The following is a 16,175-nucleotide window of genomic DNA, read 5'->3' on the forward strand; positions in this document are numbered from 1 at the left end:
GGTTGGTGGGTTAGACTGATTTCTTGCTCTTTCTAAGCGCTGTCACTAGGGCGATGGTCACGACTCCCTGATAATGAGAATTGCTGCCCCTTTTTTCGCTCTGGTTGCTGGAGCTGGTTTCGCCTTGCTGGTTCCTCAGATCGTTCGATCCGAGGTCTTGTTTTCTGACGACTTCGAATCCTTCGAGCTGGGGAAGGCTTGGACGTATCAGGACGAGGGCGGTCGCTACTGGATCGCGGACTTTTCGCTGGATGAATATCGGAGCAAGTGGCTGGTGCTTGATACGGAGGCTGCCGGCGCCTATGTGGAGAACAAGCTGAGCGTCGATGTGGTGGTGAAGGGGCGAGATCGGGTCGAAGTGTCATCGGATTGCTTTAGCTTAGGGGAGGGAGGTCCCGTTTTCACCGGTGCACCTGATGCGATCCTCTTGAGCGTCGATGGAGGTCTCGAACGGTCGATCGTCTGGCTGTCGGACTTTTGGCCAAACGATTCTGGGAAACGGCAGGTTCGGTACTCCTTTCGCATGACCGAGGCGGTTCCTGACTACGATCCGACCAAAGAGTACCGACTCACTTTCAGCTTGTTGCAAAGCGACGATGAGCCGTGGCCGAGGGGCGGCTGGGCTTTCGACTATTTTCAGGTGGAAGCGCACCATGCGGAAGGCGTTTTTTTCTATCATCCCCAGTCTGTGGGCGAAGCGGAAAGCGCGTTCGAAGTGGAGGTGAAGGAGGCCCGGCCTCCTGAGGCGGCGGCTCGCTATCAATTCTATTTCGAAGGGCGGTTGCAGGGGGAGGGCGTCTACCCCGCCGGCGCGGACGCTGCCACGTTTGCGGTTTCGATAGAGGACGACGCGGTCGTGAATGGTGAAGAGGTGAGGACCTACGTCGTCAAGCGAGACGGTGTGGAAATAGAGGAGCTCTCGGTGTGGTCGTTGGACGACGAGGACTTGTCGGTTCGTTTCGACTTTCCAGATTCTGTGGACGAAGGAGAGACTGTGGTCGGACGAGTATCCGTTTATCCTGCGTTCGAGAACGACGTGATGGTGCGTTTGGTGTCCGCTACGGAGGATCGAATCGCGAGTGAATGGGTGAAGCTGCGAGCGGGCGACGCTGAAGTGGACGTCGCGCTTCAGGCCACGGAAAATGGAGATATCAATCTCGACGAGGCAGTGCAGATGACCTTCGAGGTCGGGGGACGAAACGCGAACGTTGCGATTCGTGTGGTGGACAACGACGAGTACCGGCTGAGGCTCGTTGATTATCAGGGGAGCCGCTACGCGGAGGGCGATTCTCTGCAAGCCGCTCTTTCGCTCGGGGCGAACGCGCTCGAAGACGTGGTAGTCGAGCTGAGCAGCGACTACGAGGGATTGATTGAGTTTCCCGCCGAGGTTGTCATTTCTCAGGGAACGAGCCGCTCGACTCAGTTCGAAATAAGGTTCCCGGAAAACAACGATCGCACGGGGGCCACGGTGTTGAATCTCGTGGCGCAGGCGAGAGGGCTTAGTGAAGCGGGGCGGGTACGGGCGCAGTTCACCGTTCTAGACAACGAAGCTTCCGGATTCGCAGTGCATTTTGGTCCGATGCTGGAGGAGGGCGTCGAGTACGGGCTAATGGTACAGGCGCTCGATTTCGAGGGTGAATTGGAAAACAACTACAACTCGACGGTCTCGGTTAGCTTGCTGGCTGCGGACGGGACGAGAAAGGCGCTGGGAAGCGGCCAGGTAGGGATGGCCGGTGGAGGCATGACTCTGTGGCTGGTGGCGACTGCAGAGATGAACGGCGCCCGTGTCTTGGTCGAAGGGCCTAATGATGAAGTCGGCATGACGCTGGAGCCCTTGCGGGTATGGTCCGGCTACGATTTGCATCTTTCCGGCGATGCAGTCTACAACCCCAACAGTGGTACCTTGTTTGCGACCTTGGGCGCGAATGCGGCCGAGCCCTGGGCGAATTCCTTCGCCGAGATCGATCCGAGCAACGGCGAAATCAAACGCTATCTAAGCTTGGGCGAAGATAGCAATGCGTATCGTTTAGCGGTGAGCTCCGATTTCAAAAAAGCCTTCGTGGCTCTCAATGGCCGCTTCAGCTTGGCGCGAATCGATCTGGAGCGTTGGGAGCTGGAGACCGAATTCGAGATGGCGACAGGGAGCTCTGCGTCGGGACAATCTGAATACGAAAAGCGTTTCGTTGCGTGGAGGCTGTTCTGTCCGGAGGGGCGTCCAAACGACGTCATCGTTTCGCAAAGCGAGGCGGGAACATCGGCCTACGAGACCGTCTACTATCGCGACGGTTCGCCCGGCGTTTCCGAAGTGGGACATCCCGACATGTTGCTTTTGGTGCAAGGCGAGGATGATTCGCACCTGTATTCGGTGGATGGATTCAGTTCCTCTCGGCGAATCAATAGGATCGCCCTTGGCGAATCGGATTTCCAGATAGAGGAATCATTGGAGACGGGCCCTTTGGAGGACTATCAAGGCGATGCGCTTCGGGCGGGCGACAAGCTTTTCGGCTTGGGGGGACGCATTGCACGCTTGCCGGACTTGAGCTTGGAGGGAGTGTTTGAGGGCCTCGGGGATGTGGCGACGAATCCATCGGACTTTGCTGTGGATAGCTCCTCCAATCGAGCGTTGTTCGTTCTGAAAAACAGCATTTGGGTCTATGACTTGGAGAGCTATCGACGAGTGGCAGACTTGCTTTTCCGTTCAGATGGAGACGTGCCCAGCAGGGTGATCCTTTTGGACGAAGGACGGTTTTGCTTGATCACTGAGACGGGCAAACTCGTGGTCTTCGATGACCCTCGTTTGCTTCCTAGAGGCGAAGAGGGAGACGTCTCTGCGCGTTTGCTTTCGCAAAGCGGTCGCGCCCAGATCGGCGAGCCGTTTGAAATCCGGTTCGAAGTGGCGAATGGTTCGCAGCAAGTGGCGAGAAACGTGAGAGTGCTCGTTACGACTGAGGGCAGGCTTCTCCCGCATGGTGTAGACGTGGAAGAGGCGTCGGTGGCGATCGATCTTGATCGGGGGATCGAACTGGGATTCGACGCCTTGGAGGCGGGGGAGTCGCGAGAGGTGTCGCTTCGACTGACTCCGGTTGATCTAGCCGCCTTCGAAGTGCGTATCTGGGCGCTGTCTGAAAACGTGGATACAGTGTCGAGCAACGATCAGCTCGTCGTTTCCGGTCAAGGTAGCAAGACGCTGAAGTTGAACGAGTGGGTAGAGATCCCGCATGCCATCAAAAAAGCGCGATGGAATCCGCTGCGCCGGAAGCTGGTCGGATACACGAACTACGAGGAGGATTACACCGTTGGGAAATGGACTTCGGTACGCGAAGTGGATCCCTACACCTCGGAAACCCGGCGTGTCGCGAGTTTCGATGAGCCGATTGTCGGAATGCAGATTTCCGAAGACGGCGAATCGGTTCTGATTGGGTTCAGCGGGCCAGCTCGGATCGTACGTCTGGATCTCGAAAGCGGGCAAGCCACAGAGGTTTTAGCCCAAGATCTCGATGGAGCTTTGGAGTTTGGCTTGTCTGGATTTCTCGTATTGGACGAAAGCCAGCGCGATTGCGTATTCGTAGGAGAACGACGCATTGCAAGGAGTCGAAATGGGGCGATCCTGCCATCTACGATCGACGTGTTCTCGGGCGAGTTTGAAGATGTCTTCGTAGATGAGGCTGGCCAGCGGATCTATTATCTGAGAGGCAACTCGCCGCATTGCTACGTTGGCCGCTTGGAGTTGGTTGAAGATGGAGTGCGGAAGGCTGAGCCGTTCGAGCGAGAGATTGGTCGCTACGAGAATCGAATCGATTTGGTCGGTGATGTGGTTGTTGGAGCGCAGGGTTCTCGAGTCGCGACCGAGAGTATGAACGTTCTCGGCCCGCTCGCTATCGATGAAAGCGGCTTGAGTGACGTTTCCTATCAAGGCCAGTTCACCGATGTGCTCTACGAGGAGTCCAAGCGAAGGCTCTACTTCTCCGACAAGCGATCCGTGGTCAGCTACGATAGCGTGCGAGGCAGAGAAATCAGACGATTGGCTTTGCCGGATCTAGCCGAGGAAATCGTTGGGTTGGAGCGATGGGGCGAAGATGGACTGGCGCTGAGCTTGACGAATGGGAGGATTTTGGTGGGGCGTTTCGATATCGTACCAATGGGCTGCTGGCCCTTCGACCTGGTGATCGATAATCTGGATACGAGCGAGCTTTCGACGAATGGCGCTGTATCGATCGACGGAAGAGTGTTCGCCCCGGATCCCATTTCCACGATCCGACTGGGTGGCGAAGAGCTCGTGTTTAGCGGTGAGGAAAATCGCTGGAGCGATTCGATCGATGGATTGGAAGCAGGGCGCTATCGCATCGTCGTTCAGGCGATCAGCGAAGCGGAAGAGGATGCGAAGCTGCTGCATTTTTTCGATATCCTGGCGCCGACCGACCTTGATCGCGATGAGGATGGGATTTTGGATACGTGGGAGCTAGAGCGTTTCCCAGGGAAGGATTTGATATCGATCGCGCCGGATGCTGATGCCGGTGAAGACGACTTGGACTTGCGCATGGAGTTTCTGCTAGGAGGAAACGAGAGTCGTTTCGACAATCCGTTTCAATTGAGCCTGGAGGAAACGGAAGATGCGGGTTGCCTATCGGTGCAGGTTCGCATCCCCGCGGAAGAGGGGTTTCGGCCGTATTTCGAATGGCTCAACGTGGAGAGTGGCGAGCGCTTTCCGGCTCTCCTTCAGCGTATCGATTCTGTGGATGCGGATGGTTATGAAACCTTTCGCATGGACGCCCCATTCTCTGAAGGACACGAAATCTGGAGACTGCAGGCCGAAGCAATCGGTGCAGCAGTGCTCGAGAGGTGAGTCGACCGCGCTGAGGGGATGCAACTCGATTTTGCAACGTTACAGGAAAGGGTTGCGCCTAGTGATCCTCAAGCGATGGACGCCGGGCGTGGCGTGGCGTGGCGTGGGGTGCTGGGACGTGTCGGCGAGACTGTTTCAGGCTTAGGCTGAGGAGCGCAGGCGAGCGTCGTCGGCAGCGAGCATTTCGAAGACGGTTTGGGGCTTGAGGCGCTGGACTTCGGGGTAGCGTTCGGCGAGGGCGACCGGGAAGACGTTTTCTAGCGGGTAGCCGGGCTTGCCGAATTGGGGGGCGTCGCGATTCCAGGCTTCGATTTTTTCGGGCGTGACATCGGGGTGGTCGAGAAAGGCGCGGGCGGCGGCTTGGTCAGAGAGGGCAGCGAAGCGTTCGATGTCGTCGCGAGTCAGTTCGAAGCGCTTGAGGAAGACGCCGTCCATGCCGTGTGGCGAACAGAAGAGGCGGGCGAAGGATTCAGGGAGCTGGCCGCTCGCGATGAGGCGAGCTTTTCCGAGGATGCGGGGAAGCCACATGCAGTTGGCGAGCGTTTCGGTGGGCGCGGGTGGGATCATGGCGGGAATTTGAAGAGAGGTTGTTTTTTAGAAACGAGGCCGCGGCCGGGCGGAGGATCACAGCAGGTGGGTGGGCAAGTCCTGGTGCGATCTCTGGATGGCTGCTTTGAGCAGGGTGAGGGCGGCGTGTTTCGCTAGGTCGGCCGCTTGGGGGGAACTGAAGGTGTGGGCGCGTACGATGGCTCCTTCGGCCAGAAGGTAGATTTGCTGGGCGAGCGAGGTGGGGTCGTCGGCGCCGGCTTCTTCGCAGAACGATTCGATGAGATCGATAAGGGCCTGTTTCTGCTCTTGCACAAGCTGATTGATCGGGTGGTCGGCGTCGGGGAATTCGCCCACCGCTCGAATGAAGGCGCAGCCCTTGAAGTCGGCGGAGCGAAACCAGGAGCCGTAGCCGTCGAAGAGAGCCGCGATCTTGTCGAAGGGATCGCGGCCAGCCTGCGAAAGAGCGTTTTCCCGATGGACGAGGATGTCCTTCGCTCGCCGATCGAGGGCGGCTGCGATGAGCTCGTCCTTGGATTTGAAGTGGTTGTAGAGGGTCATCTTGGCCACGCCCGCTTCAGCCAGAATGGTGTCGATGCCCACCGCGTGGTAGCCGCGCTCGTTGAAGAGTCGGAAGGCGGTGGCGAGCAGCAGATCCCGTTTGGGAGAGCTGCGAGGGGCTGGCGACTGGATTTCAGACATGGCGCTACGCTTGCGGTTTGCGATGAAAAGGCAAGAATAGACAGAACTGTATATTTAGGAGTTGACGAGAGGTATACAGATCAGTCTATTTGTGCTCATTGCCTATGAAAACGAAATTGAAGACAGCGATCATTATCCTCACGGATGCGAAGGATGCGACTCAGGAAGCCCTGACGCGCATGTTGAATGCCCTTGCTATGGCCGACGAGTGCCGTAGGGCGGGGGACGAGTTGGCCATCGCCTTTGTTGGCTCAGGCACGCGTTGGCCGGCTAAGTTGAGCGAGCTAGGCCACCCGGCCAATGCGATCTACGACCGGTTGCGCCCTCATATCGTGGGAGCGTCGCGGAGTTGCGCGGTGCGCAATGAAGCGGTGGAAGGGCTGGAGAGCGCGGGGATAGCTCTTGTGGGTGACAATGAGGTCGAGGGAATGGCAGGTGTATTTAGCATCCGCCGGTATTTGGCCGAGGGCTGGAATGTAGTGACGTTTTAGGAGAAGGGTACGTCTTCCATGATTATCTGCCCGCCGTGACGGCGGGCTCTAACTGTTGGGCGCTTTATGAGGAATCAATACAGACGGATATTGCAGACGGAGGCGGTTGAACGAGCCCAGCTCGAAAACTATAGACGGGTCGGTATGGTTCGCGATGATGGCGATCGACTGATTGCGATGGGCTTGGCCGAAAGGACGTTTATCGCGGAGCGCGACAGCTTTTATTTGGCGAGTGCAAACGAAAACGGCTGGCCGTACGTGCAGCACCGAGGCGGAGCGAAGGGGTTTTTGAAGGTCCTGGATGAGAGGCGGCTGGCCTTTGCGGACTTGGAGGGAAATCGTCAGATGATCAGCGTGGGCAATGTGTCGGCGAATGATCGGGTGTCGCTGTTTCTTATGGATTATCGAGCTCGCGAGCGGCTGAAGATCATCGGTCGGGCCAAGGTGATTTCGCCTCAGGATGATCCGGAGCTGGCGTCGTTGCTGGGGCTGGAGCCGGCGGGGCACGGGCGGATTTTCGTGATCGAGGTGGTGGGCTTCGACTGGAATTGCCCGAAGTTCATCACCCAGCGATTCACTCGGGTGGAAGTGGAGGAGGCGATGCGTCCGCTGCGCCAACGTATCGAGGAGCTGGAAGCTCGGTTGGGGGAACTCAAAAGCGGATGAGGAAAGGCGTGGGGCGGCGGCCCCGCCCTACCGTTAGGGCATCATGGCCTTGATGGCGAAGGCGATGGCGATGCCGGTGGTGAAGCTGAGCAGAGTGCCGAGCAGGACGTATTCGGTTTGCTTGCGGTCTTCTTGGGTTTTCTGAAAGCGAAAGACCGATTTGGCGGCGATGAGGAAACCGGCGGCGGCGAGCTGTCCGGTGATGACGAAGAGCAGCAGCAACAGGCGCTCCAGGTAGCCGATGTAGCGCCCTGCCTTGGCGAAGCCGGTGTTGGACTGCAGCTCGACGGTGTCGGTGTCGAGCAGCTTGGGGAGTAGTTTGGAAATGAATACGCCGGCGGCTTGAGTCACGGCGATGACTCCGCCGAGGAAGAGCAGGGTGTTGAGGTAGCCTTCGGGATTGTGAGGCTTCCACCAAGGGGCAAGCATGCCGACGCGGGTCCAGTCAACGGCGCTGACGGCGAAGATGATGGCGAAGTGGGCCAGCTGATCGACCACGAAGGCCGCGGCGTCGCGCGAGGAATTGGGGGCGAGGCGAAGCTTGAGCAGGTCAATGATGCCGTGGGTGGCGGCGAGCAGGAGAGGAATGCGCCATTCGCGAAAGTCGCCCAGCAGCAGGTAGGCGCAGAGTCCGGTGATGAGGATATGCAGCAACAGGGTGCCGATGCGTTGCTTGTTGCGGGCGATGGCGTCCGGTTGCAGGGCGAAGTCGGAGAGGAAGTGGGCCGCTAGCAGAGGAATGAGAAGAGTCAGATCGAAGGAGGGCACGGGAGGATGGTGAGTTCTGAAGGCCGAGGGGTGAATGCTTTTTTTTGGAAAATCTTGGCTGCCGGTCTAGTCGCCGACCTCGGCGAGGAGGTCGCGGAGTCCGTGTTCGATGGACGAAAGGGCGTCCTGGATGAGGGGCCATTTGGCGGCGGCGAGGTGTTTGCCGAAGGCTTGGGGGGAAATGGGAGGGGAGACCTTTTGCGCCAGTTCGTAGTTGGGCAGATCGAGATGGGCCAGAGCGACAGCGAGGGCCTGTTTGCCCGTCCATTCCGCGACCAATCCATCGAGCAGGGCGACCGCGGCCTGGAGAAGGTGTTGGTCTTTTTTGTGAAAACCTTCGCTGAGTTGGATGCTGATGCGGCGATCGTCTGGCATGTCCTTGAGGGCTCGGCCGGAGAGCACGAAGGCTTCGCCCTGAGAGAGGGAGATTTTCTCCGTCACCAAGCTGTCATAGCCGCCCACCCCGATCGAGATGCGTGTCTCTATGCCGTGGTGCCCGAGCAGGTAGGCCCGCATGGCGACGGCCAGCGAGAGGGCGGAATGGGGCGGGTGACAAGTGGTTTGCCAGCTGTCGCCTCCGAAGACTTCGAGAGAGGTCGAGAGACCAGCGAGCCCGGCCGCCCCAGCCAGATGGCTCGGCAACGCCTCCAGCAGAGACGCCTCGAGGGTTTGCGAGCTGACGATATCGCCCGTGAGAACGGAAATCATGAATAAATGTAAAAAGGTTTATTTTATAAAAGTAAACATAAAAAGGTTTAATTTAGATTTATAACCTAAAAGAGGTTTATGTGAGTCTCCATGTGTCGGCACGTCGAGAGGCGAAGGCGTTTTCGGGGGCGACGATCTTTGGCTTTGCAAGTGTTCGGGGGCTGGTCATGGTTGCGATTCGCATATGTTTACCGGAATTGTTGAGGAAAAAGGGCGGGTGGTTTCGCTCGAAGAGCTGGAAGGTTCGTGGCGCTACACGGTGGCGGTCGAAACGGTCTCGGAGGGCTTGTCGATTGGCGATAGTCTGGCGACCAATGGGGTTTGCCTGACCGTGGTGGAAGTGGGCGATGGCACGCTTTCCTTCGACGTTCTGGAGGAGACGCGACGGGTGACCAACCTGCGCTTTCTGGAAACGGGAGGCACGGTGAACTTGGAGCGCAGCCTGCGTTTCGATGGCCGCATCGGCGGGCATTTCGTGTCCGGCCACGTGGATTGCACCGGCGTGATCAAGACCCTGCGGCCGGAGGGCAAGGATGTGTTGCTGCAGATCGAGATCCCGGAAGGCTTTGAGCATTATGTGGTCTACAAGGGCTGCATCGCTATCGATGGCATGTCGCTGACCATCGCCAAGGAGGAAGGGCGGCTGATAACCATCTGGCTGATCCCGCACACCATGGAGGTCACGACGATTGGCGAACGCAAGGCGGGCGACTTGGTAAACCTGGAGTTCGATCTGATCGCCAAGTATACGGAAAAGATCGTGGCTCAGCGGGGTTGAGTCGCGTGAGAATTTGGAACCACTACCGAGGAATGGAGTGACGACACTCGAGCGTAGCGAAGACAATGGGCGCAGATAGGCGCGGATGTTCTTTTGGGTGATTGATTGCAGGATAGGAGCGTATGAAAGCGGAAGTTGAGGCCTTGGTCGACGAGTTGAAACGGTTGCGAAAGGCGGGCGTGTCTCGGGTAAACGTATCCGAGGACGCGATACGCGCTCTTAAGCAGTTCGCCAAGGCTCCGCAGCTGGACGAAGCGACACGTACCCAAGTTTTGGAGTCGATCCCCGAGCAGGTGCGTTCCGCCAACGCGTCGGACTTCGACGAGGTGTTCAAGGCGTCGAAAACTGAAGTCAAAAAGAAGGCGGTTCGAGCGGGACAGGGAGCCAAGCTGCCGCGCCCGCCGAGCGTGACCTTGCCCGAGGGCGATAAGAAGACCCGCTGGGAGGCCTTGCGGGATATGGTGCTGAATTGCCGCGTGTGCAACCAGCACGTGAAGCCCGGCAAGAAAGTGGTCTTCGGGGTGGGCAACATCGACGCGGATATCTTTTTCTGCGGCGAGGCTCCGGGGGCGGACGAGGAAATCCAAGGCGAGCCATTCGTGGGCAAGGCGGGGCAGCTGCTGACCAAGATGATCCAAGCCATGGGGCTACAGCGAGAGGACGTCTATATCGGCAACATCATGAACTGGCGTCCGGAGATGCCCACGCCGACCGGCAATCGTCCCCCCACGCTGGAGGAGATGAATTTCTGCCTGCCTTACTTGAAAGCTCAAGTGGCGGTGGTGCAGCCCAAGCTCATCGTGGCCTTGGGGGCCACCGCGGTGAAGGGCTTGCTGGGGGCGGACTCGTTTCGCAGTCTTCGCGACGTGAAAGGGCAGTGGCAGGAGTTCGAGGGCGTGCCGGTGATGCCGACCTACCATCCTTCGTATTTGCTGCGCAATGACACCAAGCGCGACAAGCGGGCCGCTTGGGAGGATTGGCTGAAGGTGATGGAGAAGGCAGGCTTGCCGATCAGCGAGCGTCAGCAGGGATTTTTCCTGTAGGGAAGATTTGGTGACGCGGACTCCTTAGTTGTCGCCCGCGGTGTCTGAGTCTTTCCAGCTCGCGAGTTGAAGCGAGTTATGGATGGGGACGAAAGCCTTGTCGGGAGATTTGTCTTCGCTCTGATCGTAGGAGCTACTTGCTGGGCGGGCGAAGATCCGGTCTATGAAAGCTCCTTTTGAGCCGATCGCTCCAGAGGCGTTTTCGTGGGATAGAGCGAGCTCGGACTGTTGGCGTTTCGCCTCTTCCTTAAGCTCCTGTTTTTGCTTCAGGAGCTGGACGATGTACTCCATGGCAGCTTCGAATTCCTCGGGGCTGAGCACGCCGTCCCGATCCATGTCGAAGCGTTCGAAGATCAGTTCCAGCTCGATTTTCGGAAGCTCCTCCGATTCGAACAGGCTCGTGAATTCCTTGAGTTCTACCTTCCCGTCATTGAGGGCTTCCGAAATATTGCGTTCATGGGCGTGCGGATGCTCGAACTCGGCGTTTGTGAGGATGCCGTCGTTGTTGGTGTCGAATTGTCGTGCGTCGGTAGTTGCGTTTCCGCGAGTTTGTTCGGTGAAGACGTACTCGGTCGAAGCATTCGAAGTCGACGGCGTATCGGCAAAGCGAACGTAAAAGGAATCGGCATCGAAGGACTCTCTCTGTTCGTGGGCGCTCATGCGGGCGTCTAGTCTCATCAGCGCGAACTGCTGGATCTGGTTTCGGCCTTCCCAGCTGATATTGTGTTTTAGGAGCGCTTGGCTCTTGGGCATGGCTTTTTCACGGATCGCTTGGGTGTCGGATTGGCGGCTGGAGGCGGCCAGTCCGGTATCGGTATAGCCTTGGCTCGTGGAGCTTGCCAGCTCGAGGGCCGCTTCAAACGCTTGTTCGCCGTCTTGCGCTTCGTCTTGGACAGTGGAACGCTTTTCGTAGTCGCTACTCTGAGAGCGGGCGAAGTCGAGTTTCGGAGATTCCTCTATGGTTTGCATATCGCTTTGCTTCTAGGCAATTGTTGCAGTCGAGCCTGGGGTGGGGCTTACGTAGCAGTGCAAGTACCATGGTCGACAAAGCGGTTTCATTCATCGGTTTTTTACCGATGAGCAAGGGGCGATGCGGTGCGAGCGTCGCGTCTAGGATGCGCTCGGTTCGGAGAGGGTGACGCGGAAGAAGCCCGTAATATTGGAAAACGTGAGCGTGTGCATGGCCTGGCCGTTAGATTGTGTGGACGAATTTAGGTCGAGCTGAGGAGTGGGGACTACGTCGGGCCATGCGAGCTCGTTTATGTCTGTCCAAGTCTGCATGTCAGGCGAGTACTCGATCAGCACTTCGACGCCTTGAGCTCTAGAGGGGAAGGTGAGAGTGAGCGGGCTGCCGTCGCTTTGTCTGATGATTGGGTAGCGAGCGGTGCTATCGATGGCTAGGGGGTCTGTTCCGGTGAGATACTCCTGAAGATTGTTGCGTCCGTCCTGGTCGGGATCGGCGGTTCGGGCGGTGTCGGCGAAATCCCACTCGATGAAGTCGACCCAAGCGTCGTAGGTGGTGGCGTCTGCGGCCTCGGCGGCGAAGGTGACGGTGAGGGTTTGGGCGTCGTCGAGAGAGACGATCTGTTCCTTGGTTTCGCCGTCGAAGGTGACGGTGATCCGGTGGGTGCCTTTGAAGGTGTTGGCGGTATAGTCGCCGTTCGCCGACGAGCTGCCGCTATGATCTTCCCACCAATCGCCGAGAACCCTGTCGATGTAGAGCTGGCCGGTCTCCTTGAGCACGGGTTCCTGGTGGATGCGGTTGCGGTCGGTGCTGCCCTCGGCGAGGTTGTCGTACATGATGGCGTTGCCGCGCCAGTGCCGGAAATCGTCGAGGCCCCAGATGGTGATGCCGTCGACGGAAGGGTGCTCGAAGGCGGCGGACATCACGGCGTCGGTCTGAGCGACTTGTTCTTCCATGGTGGCGTTGGTCCAGGGAACCCAGCTGGCGTTGTGGATCTCGTTTTTGACCGCCATGTCCAGCTCGGTGATTTCGATGCGCAGTCCTGGGAGGCCGTTGGGGTGGTTTTCGGTGGGAGCCATATCCGCCGCGAGCAGATCGAGGCGACGGGTGATCACTTCCCTGGAGATATTCGGGTGGTCGATATGGGCCTGGAGTCCGATGCCATCCATCTGGCCGCCAGCGTCGCGCACGGCGTCGATGAAGGCCTTGTAGGCCTTCACCTGGTTGTCGGTGTTGCTCCAGTCGTTGAGGATATTGAAGTCGTTGATGAAGAGGATGGCGTTGGGATCCGCTTCTTTGGCCTTGTTGAACCAGCGGGCGACTTCGGCGGCCTGGGCGGCCATGTCGTCCGGCGAGGCGATCTTGTCGATTAGGAGTTCGGGGACGTTGAAGTGCTCGTTGTAGAGGTCGTAGTTGTCGATGCCGGAGTCCTTGAAGGTGGTGTGGTAGTCGAAGACGTGGTTGAGGATCTGCTCGCTGATGTAGGCTCCGTCATCGGAACTCCGCACGCGGTCGGGGACCTGATACTCGGCTCCCCAGACGGTGACGTGTCCGCGCAGGCGGAGGTTGTCGGGACCGTCGAAGGCGTTGAAGGTTTGGGGCAGGGCGGCGAGGGCTTGGTTTACTTCATCAGTGCGGGCCTCGTAATAGGTCCACTTCATGATGTTTCCATAGGTGGTGGAATTGAAGTACTTCTGAAGCTGGGTGACGGTGAACTCGTCGTAGTCGTTCGAGGATGGGTTGATGTCGTCGTACTCCACGGCGCAGCCGAAGCGGAAGGCGTGGTTGAGCATCTCGATCTCTACGGTGGCGCCTTCGAGGGGCGTGCCGGAGCCGGTCTGCACCTGCACGGTGAGGTCTGCTTTGCGGTGCGAGATGTCCTGAGCGGACAGGCTGCTGCTGGCGATAGCCGCAATGGCTAGAAAGGCGGTTGCGGCGGCGAAACGGGTAGCGGTTTTCGTCATGTTTGTTTGGGGGGAGTTGCGAGCAGTGAACCGGGCAGGTCAACGCCATGCAACGCGATCGTATTTGCGCGTTCGAAAAGCGCGTGGGACGCCTTTTGCGGTAGGGCGGCTACGAGGTAGGGTGTCGCTTGGCAGGCGACCGATCGTGGGTCCTATCGGCGAGCTAGCAGATCTGAGATCTTGCGATTGAGCACGTCGAGGGGGACGGGCTTGCCGATGACTTCGTCGATGTTTTCCGGCAGGTCGCCGGAGTCTTTTATCAAGTCGCCGAAGCCGGTGATCATGAAGATCGGGGTGTGGGGCGCGACGCGTTTGATGGCCGCGGCGAGCTGATCTCCGCTCATGAGGGGCATGGCTCGGTCGGTGATGACCAGGTCGTACTCCTTGTCTTTGAAGGCGTCTACGGCGTTGTTCGGATCGCCGTAGACGTCGACGGTGTGGCCCCCGCTGACTAGGAGTTCGGAAACCACCTCCAGCAGCACCTCTTCGTCGTCTACGAGCATGATGCGCAGAGACTTGTTGTCGGCGGCTGCTTCGGGACCGGTTTCCGCTTTGCGGGTGGATTGGATGGCGGGAAAACTCATCAGGATGCGGGTGCCTTGGCCCTCCTGGGAATCGATGGTGAAGCTGCCGTGGTGGCGCTGCACCACGCCGAAGACGATGGATAGACCGAGGCCGGTACCCAGTTTGCCCTTGGTGGTGTAGAAGGGTTCGAGGCATTTGCGGCGCGTTTCCTCGTTCATGCCGCAGCCGGTGTCGGCGATTTCGATGCAGACCTTCTCGCCGCGATCGCAGACGGTGACGGATATGGAGCCGTCCGCCTTCATGGCGTCGACCGCGTTGATGATAAGATTGGTGAAAACCTGTCGCAGCTCCGGCTCGTTGCCCATGATGGCTCGACCGGATGAGATATCCATCTTGAACTGGATGTTCAGGCCCTTGGCTTCGGCCTGGTTCTTCCAGCGGTGGCGGGTGAGCTCCTTGACCTGCCAGAGCAGCTCCTCGGGCTGGATTTGGATGAACTCCTCCGGGCTGTTCTGGGAGCGGTAGAACTCGCGCAGTCGGCTGACCACGGCGGCTCCGTCTTGAGCGGCCACTTGAATCTTCTTGAGGTAGCTCTTGAGCTTGGCCTCGTCCTGCATGGCCTTGGGCACGGTGAGCAGGAGTTCGGAGAAGCCGAGGATGGGAGCGAGCAGGTTGTTGAAATCGTGAGCGATGCCGGAGGCCATCTGGCCGAGGGCTCGCAGGCTTTCCTGTTGGATCAGGTTCTTTTGGGTTTCCTTGAGATCGGAGAGGGCCTGCTGCAGCTCGTCGTTCTTCTTGGCCAGTTCGTCGGAGACGGTGCGCACCTCGGTGGCGTCCTCGAGAATAGCGGCGAAGTAGTTGGCGTCGCCGGTATTGTCGCGTAGCGGGATCAGGTAGGCGTTGGCCCAGAAGGAGTCGCCGCTTTTGCGGTACAGCAGCAGGTTGCCGTTGTGCTCCTTTTCGCGTTGCAGGGCTTCTTCGATTTCGAGGATGGCTCGGGCGTTGGTCTTGGGACCGTGCAGGCAGGCCAGAGAGCTGCCGGCGACGCGCGAGTAGCGGTAGCCGGTCATGTCTTCGAAGGCTCGATTGGCGTAGCATATGCGGAAGCTCGGGCCGACCTTCATGAGCAGCAGCACGCTCTCGCGCACCAGCTCCACGGAGGTCTTGAGCAGGTCCATGGCCGGGTTGTCGCCCTCCACGGTCATGTTCTTGGCTTCCACGATGAGCTTGCTTTGGGAGGCGTCGCGTCGGGCGGAGAGCAGCAGTGACTTGATGCGGCCGGCGTCGGCTCGAAAGCGCAGGATACAGGAGAGCACGGAGTCGGAGTACTGCGAATCGGCCAGGAAGTCTTCCAGGCGATCGCGGTCCGCGTCGATGATCAGGTCGCCCAGGGAGAGCTCCTTGAACTGTTCGATGCTTCCGCCCAGCAGCTCGGCCCAGCTGGCGCTGGCGGATTCGAACTTTCCGTGGAAGGAGTGGGTCGAGGAAAGGTTCAGGTTGACGGGGAAGGCCTTGGCGTTGCAGGGGGCGTCGGTGGCCGGCACAGCCTTCACCACCACGCGGGTCTGGGACGGCTGGCTGCTGATGAAAAGGGGGATCGCCTTCAGGTGGAGGCTGCGATGAGCGAGGATGGATTTCGACAAGTCGGCCCGGAAGGGCTCGCATTGCTGGGTCGCCTCGACGTCGAAGAGCCAATGGCGCAGGTCCTGATGGTTGGCTACGAGGGAGGCCAAGGTCTCGGCCTTGAGCTGGATGGGGCTGTGGCCCCAGATGCGGCTGGCTTCCTTGGTGGCTTCCAGGAAGCGCAGGGTGCCGTCGTGCAGCGTGTAGGCGGCGTTTTCGCCAGGGATGTTGAGCGATGCGAAGAAATTCCAGTCGGGAACGATACCGCTGGGCGCGGCTGGTCCGAGCTGGGACGGGCGAGGCGCGGGGGAGCGTTCGGCTTCGGGGAGCCGATCGGAGGCGCAGGTCCGTTGTGAGTCTTTGCTATTGCTTTCGCTTAGCATCTAAATCCATCCGTGGGTTTGGGAAATGTGGGTTTCTCCGAGTTGAGTCCTTTCAACTCAGAGCCGCGAGCGGGGATCCTTCCCCGAACGCGGTCTTGAAAGTGTGAACGAAGGATCGCTGCCGTGGGGCGGGACGATCGATCGGTGGTGTTGAGAATAGGCGCGTCGCTT

General features: G+C 58.9%; 12 protein-coding genes. 5 read left to right on the plus strand and 7 right to left on the minus strand.

The annotated features are described in order from the left end of the window. Positions 1–73: 73 nt before the first annotated feature. Entirely contained in the window at positions 74–4,843 is a 4,770-nt protein-coding gene (locus tag QEH54_RS07940) for a hypothetical protein (RefSeq protein ID WP_309018120.1), read from the plus strand. 141 nt (positions 4,844–4,984) lie between these two features. Here the strand turns inward: QEH54_RS07940 and QEH54_RS07945 are convergent, their stop codons facing one another. Next, on the minus strand, positions 4,985–5,410 hold the full coding sequence (locus tag QEH54_RS07945; RefSeq protein ID WP_309018121.1) for a DUF5069 domain-containing protein: 426 nt from the start codon (positions 5,408–5,410) through the stop codon (positions 4,985–4,987). A gap of 57 nt (positions 5,411–5,467) precedes the next feature. After that, a complete protein-coding gene (locus QEH54_RS07950; RefSeq protein ID WP_309018122.1) occupies positions 5,468–6,091 on the minus strand; it encodes a TetR/AcrR family transcriptional regulator in 624 nt (207 codons plus the stop codon). A 104-nt stretch (positions 6,092–6,195) separates the two neighbouring features. Between QEH54_RS07950 and QEH54_RS07955 the strand changes: the two genes are divergently transcribed. Together QEH54_RS07955 and QEH54_RS07960 are read left to right on the plus strand one after the other, a co-directional pair. Next, the gene (locus QEH54_RS07955; RefSeq protein WP_309018123.1) at positions 6,196–6,582 is read left to right on the plus strand and encodes a hypothetical protein; all 387 of its coding nucleotides are present in this window, start codon (positions 6,196–6,198) and stop codon (positions 6,580–6,582) included. Positions 6,583–6,648: 66 nt separating this feature from the next. Continuing rightward, complete coding sequence (locus tag QEH54_RS07960) at positions 6,649–7,248, plus strand: pyridoxamine 5'-phosphate oxidase family protein (RefSeq protein WP_309018124.1); 600 nt, start codon at positions 6,649–6,651, stop codon at positions 7,246–7,248. A gap of 33 nt (positions 7,249–7,281) precedes the next feature. Here QEH54_RS07960 and QEH54_RS07965 read toward each other — a convergent pair whose 3' ends face one another. Both QEH54_RS07965 and QEH54_RS07970 read right to left on the minus strand, forming a co-directional pair. Then, positions 7,282–8,016 carry a DUF3307 domain-containing protein gene (locus QEH54_RS07965; protein ID WP_309018125.1) on the minus strand — a complete coding sequence of 245 codons (735 nt, stop codon included), beginning with the start codon at positions 8,014–8,016 and terminating at the stop codon, positions 7,282–7,284. 66 nt (positions 8,017–8,082) lie between these two features. Next, a complete protein-coding gene (locus QEH54_RS07970; protein ID WP_309018126.1) occupies positions 8,083–8,724 on the minus strand; it encodes a hypothetical protein in 642 nt (213 codons plus the stop codon). A 184-nt stretch (positions 8,725–8,908) separates the two neighbouring features. Here QEH54_RS07970 and QEH54_RS07975 point away from each other — a divergent pair, with 184 nt between their 5' ends. Both QEH54_RS07975 and QEH54_RS07980 read left to right on the plus strand, forming a co-directional pair. Beyond that, complete coding sequence (locus tag QEH54_RS07975) at positions 8,909–9,502, plus strand: riboflavin synthase (protein ID WP_309018127.1); 594 nt, start codon at positions 8,909–8,911, stop codon at positions 9,500–9,502. A gap of 122 nt (positions 9,503–9,624) precedes the next feature. Further along, positions 9,625–10,545 (plus strand): uracil-DNA glycosylase family protein, encoded by a 921-nt coding sequence (locus tag QEH54_RS07980; RefSeq protein WP_309018128.1) that lies wholly within the window; start codon positions 9,625–9,627, stop codon positions 10,543–10,545. A gap of 24 nt (positions 10,546–10,569) precedes the next feature. On the opposite strand, the gene QEH54_RS07985 is transcribed toward QEH54_RS07980, so the two are convergent. The 3 genes from QEH54_RS07985 to QEH54_RS07995 all read right to left on the minus strand — a co-directional run bounded on the left by QEH54_RS07985 (position 10,570) and on the right by QEH54_RS07995 (position 16,004). Continuing rightward, positions 10,570–11,514 carry an EF-hand domain-containing protein gene (locus tag QEH54_RS07985; RefSeq protein WP_309018129.1) on the minus strand — a complete coding sequence of 315 codons (945 nt, stop codon included), beginning with the start codon at positions 11,512–11,514 and terminating at the stop codon, positions 10,570–10,572. A 141-nt stretch (positions 11,515–11,655) separates the two neighbouring features. Then, a complete protein-coding gene (locus QEH54_RS07990) occupies positions 11,656–13,473 on the minus strand; it encodes an endo-1,4-beta-xylanase (RefSeq protein ID WP_309018130.1) in 1,818 nt (605 codons plus the stop codon). Between the two features lie 152 nt (positions 13,474–13,625). Beyond that, positions 13,626–16,004, minus strand: a complete 2,379-nt coding sequence (locus QEH54_RS07995) for an ATP-binding protein (protein ID WP_309018131.1) — start codon at positions 16,002–16,004, stop codon at positions 13,626–13,628. Positions 16,005–16,175 lie beyond the last annotated feature (171 nt).

Source organism: Pelagicoccus sp. SDUM812003 (assembly GCF_031127815.1).
GTDB lineage: Bacteria > Verrucomicrobiota > Verrucomicrobiia > Opitutales > Opitutaceae > Pelagicoccus.

Bases quoted from the DNA above. Each gene is read 5' to 3' on its own strand.
- QEH54_RS07940 (WP_309018120.1), top strand. From the start codon at position 74: ATGAGAATTGCTGCCCCTTTTTTCGCTCTGGTTGCTGGAGCTGGTTTC.
- QEH54_RS07945 (WP_309018121.1), bottom strand. From the start codon at position 5,410: ATGATCCCACCCGCGCCCACCGAAACGCTCGCCAACTGCATGTGGCTT.
- QEH54_RS07950 (WP_309018122.1), bottom strand. From the start codon at position 6,091: ATGTCTGAAATCCAGTCGCCAGCCCCTCGCAGCTCTCCCAAACGGGAT.
- QEH54_RS07955 (WP_309018123.1), top strand. From the start codon at position 6,196: ATGAAAACGAAATTGAAGACAGCGATCATTATCCTCACGGATGCGAAG.
- QEH54_RS07960 (WP_309018124.1), top strand. From the start codon at position 6,649: ATGAGGAATCAATACAGACGGATATTGCAGACGGAGGCGGTTGAACGA.
- QEH54_RS07970 (WP_309018126.1), bottom strand. From the start codon at position 8,724: ATGATTTCCGTTCTCACGGGCGATATCGTCAGCTCGCAAACCCTCGAG.
- QEH54_RS07975 (WP_309018127.1), top strand. From the start codon at position 8,909: ATGTTTACCGGAATTGTTGAGGAAAAAGGGCGGGTGGTTTCGCTCGAA.
- QEH54_RS07980 (WP_309018128.1), top strand. From the start codon at position 9,625: ATGAAAGCGGAAGTTGAGGCCTTGGTCGACGAGTTGAAACGGTTGCGA.
- QEH54_RS07985 (WP_309018129.1), bottom strand. From the start codon at position 11,514: ATGCAAACCATAGAGGAATCTCCGAAACTCGACTTCGCCCGCTCTCAG.
- QEH54_RS07990 (WP_309018130.1), bottom strand. From the start codon at position 13,473: ATGACGAAAACCGCTACCCGTTTCGCCGCCGCAACCGCCTTTCTAGCC.
- QEH54_RS07995 (WP_309018131.1), bottom strand. From the start codon at position 16,004: ATGCTAAGCGAAAGCAATAGCAAAGACTCACAACGGACCTGCGCCTCC.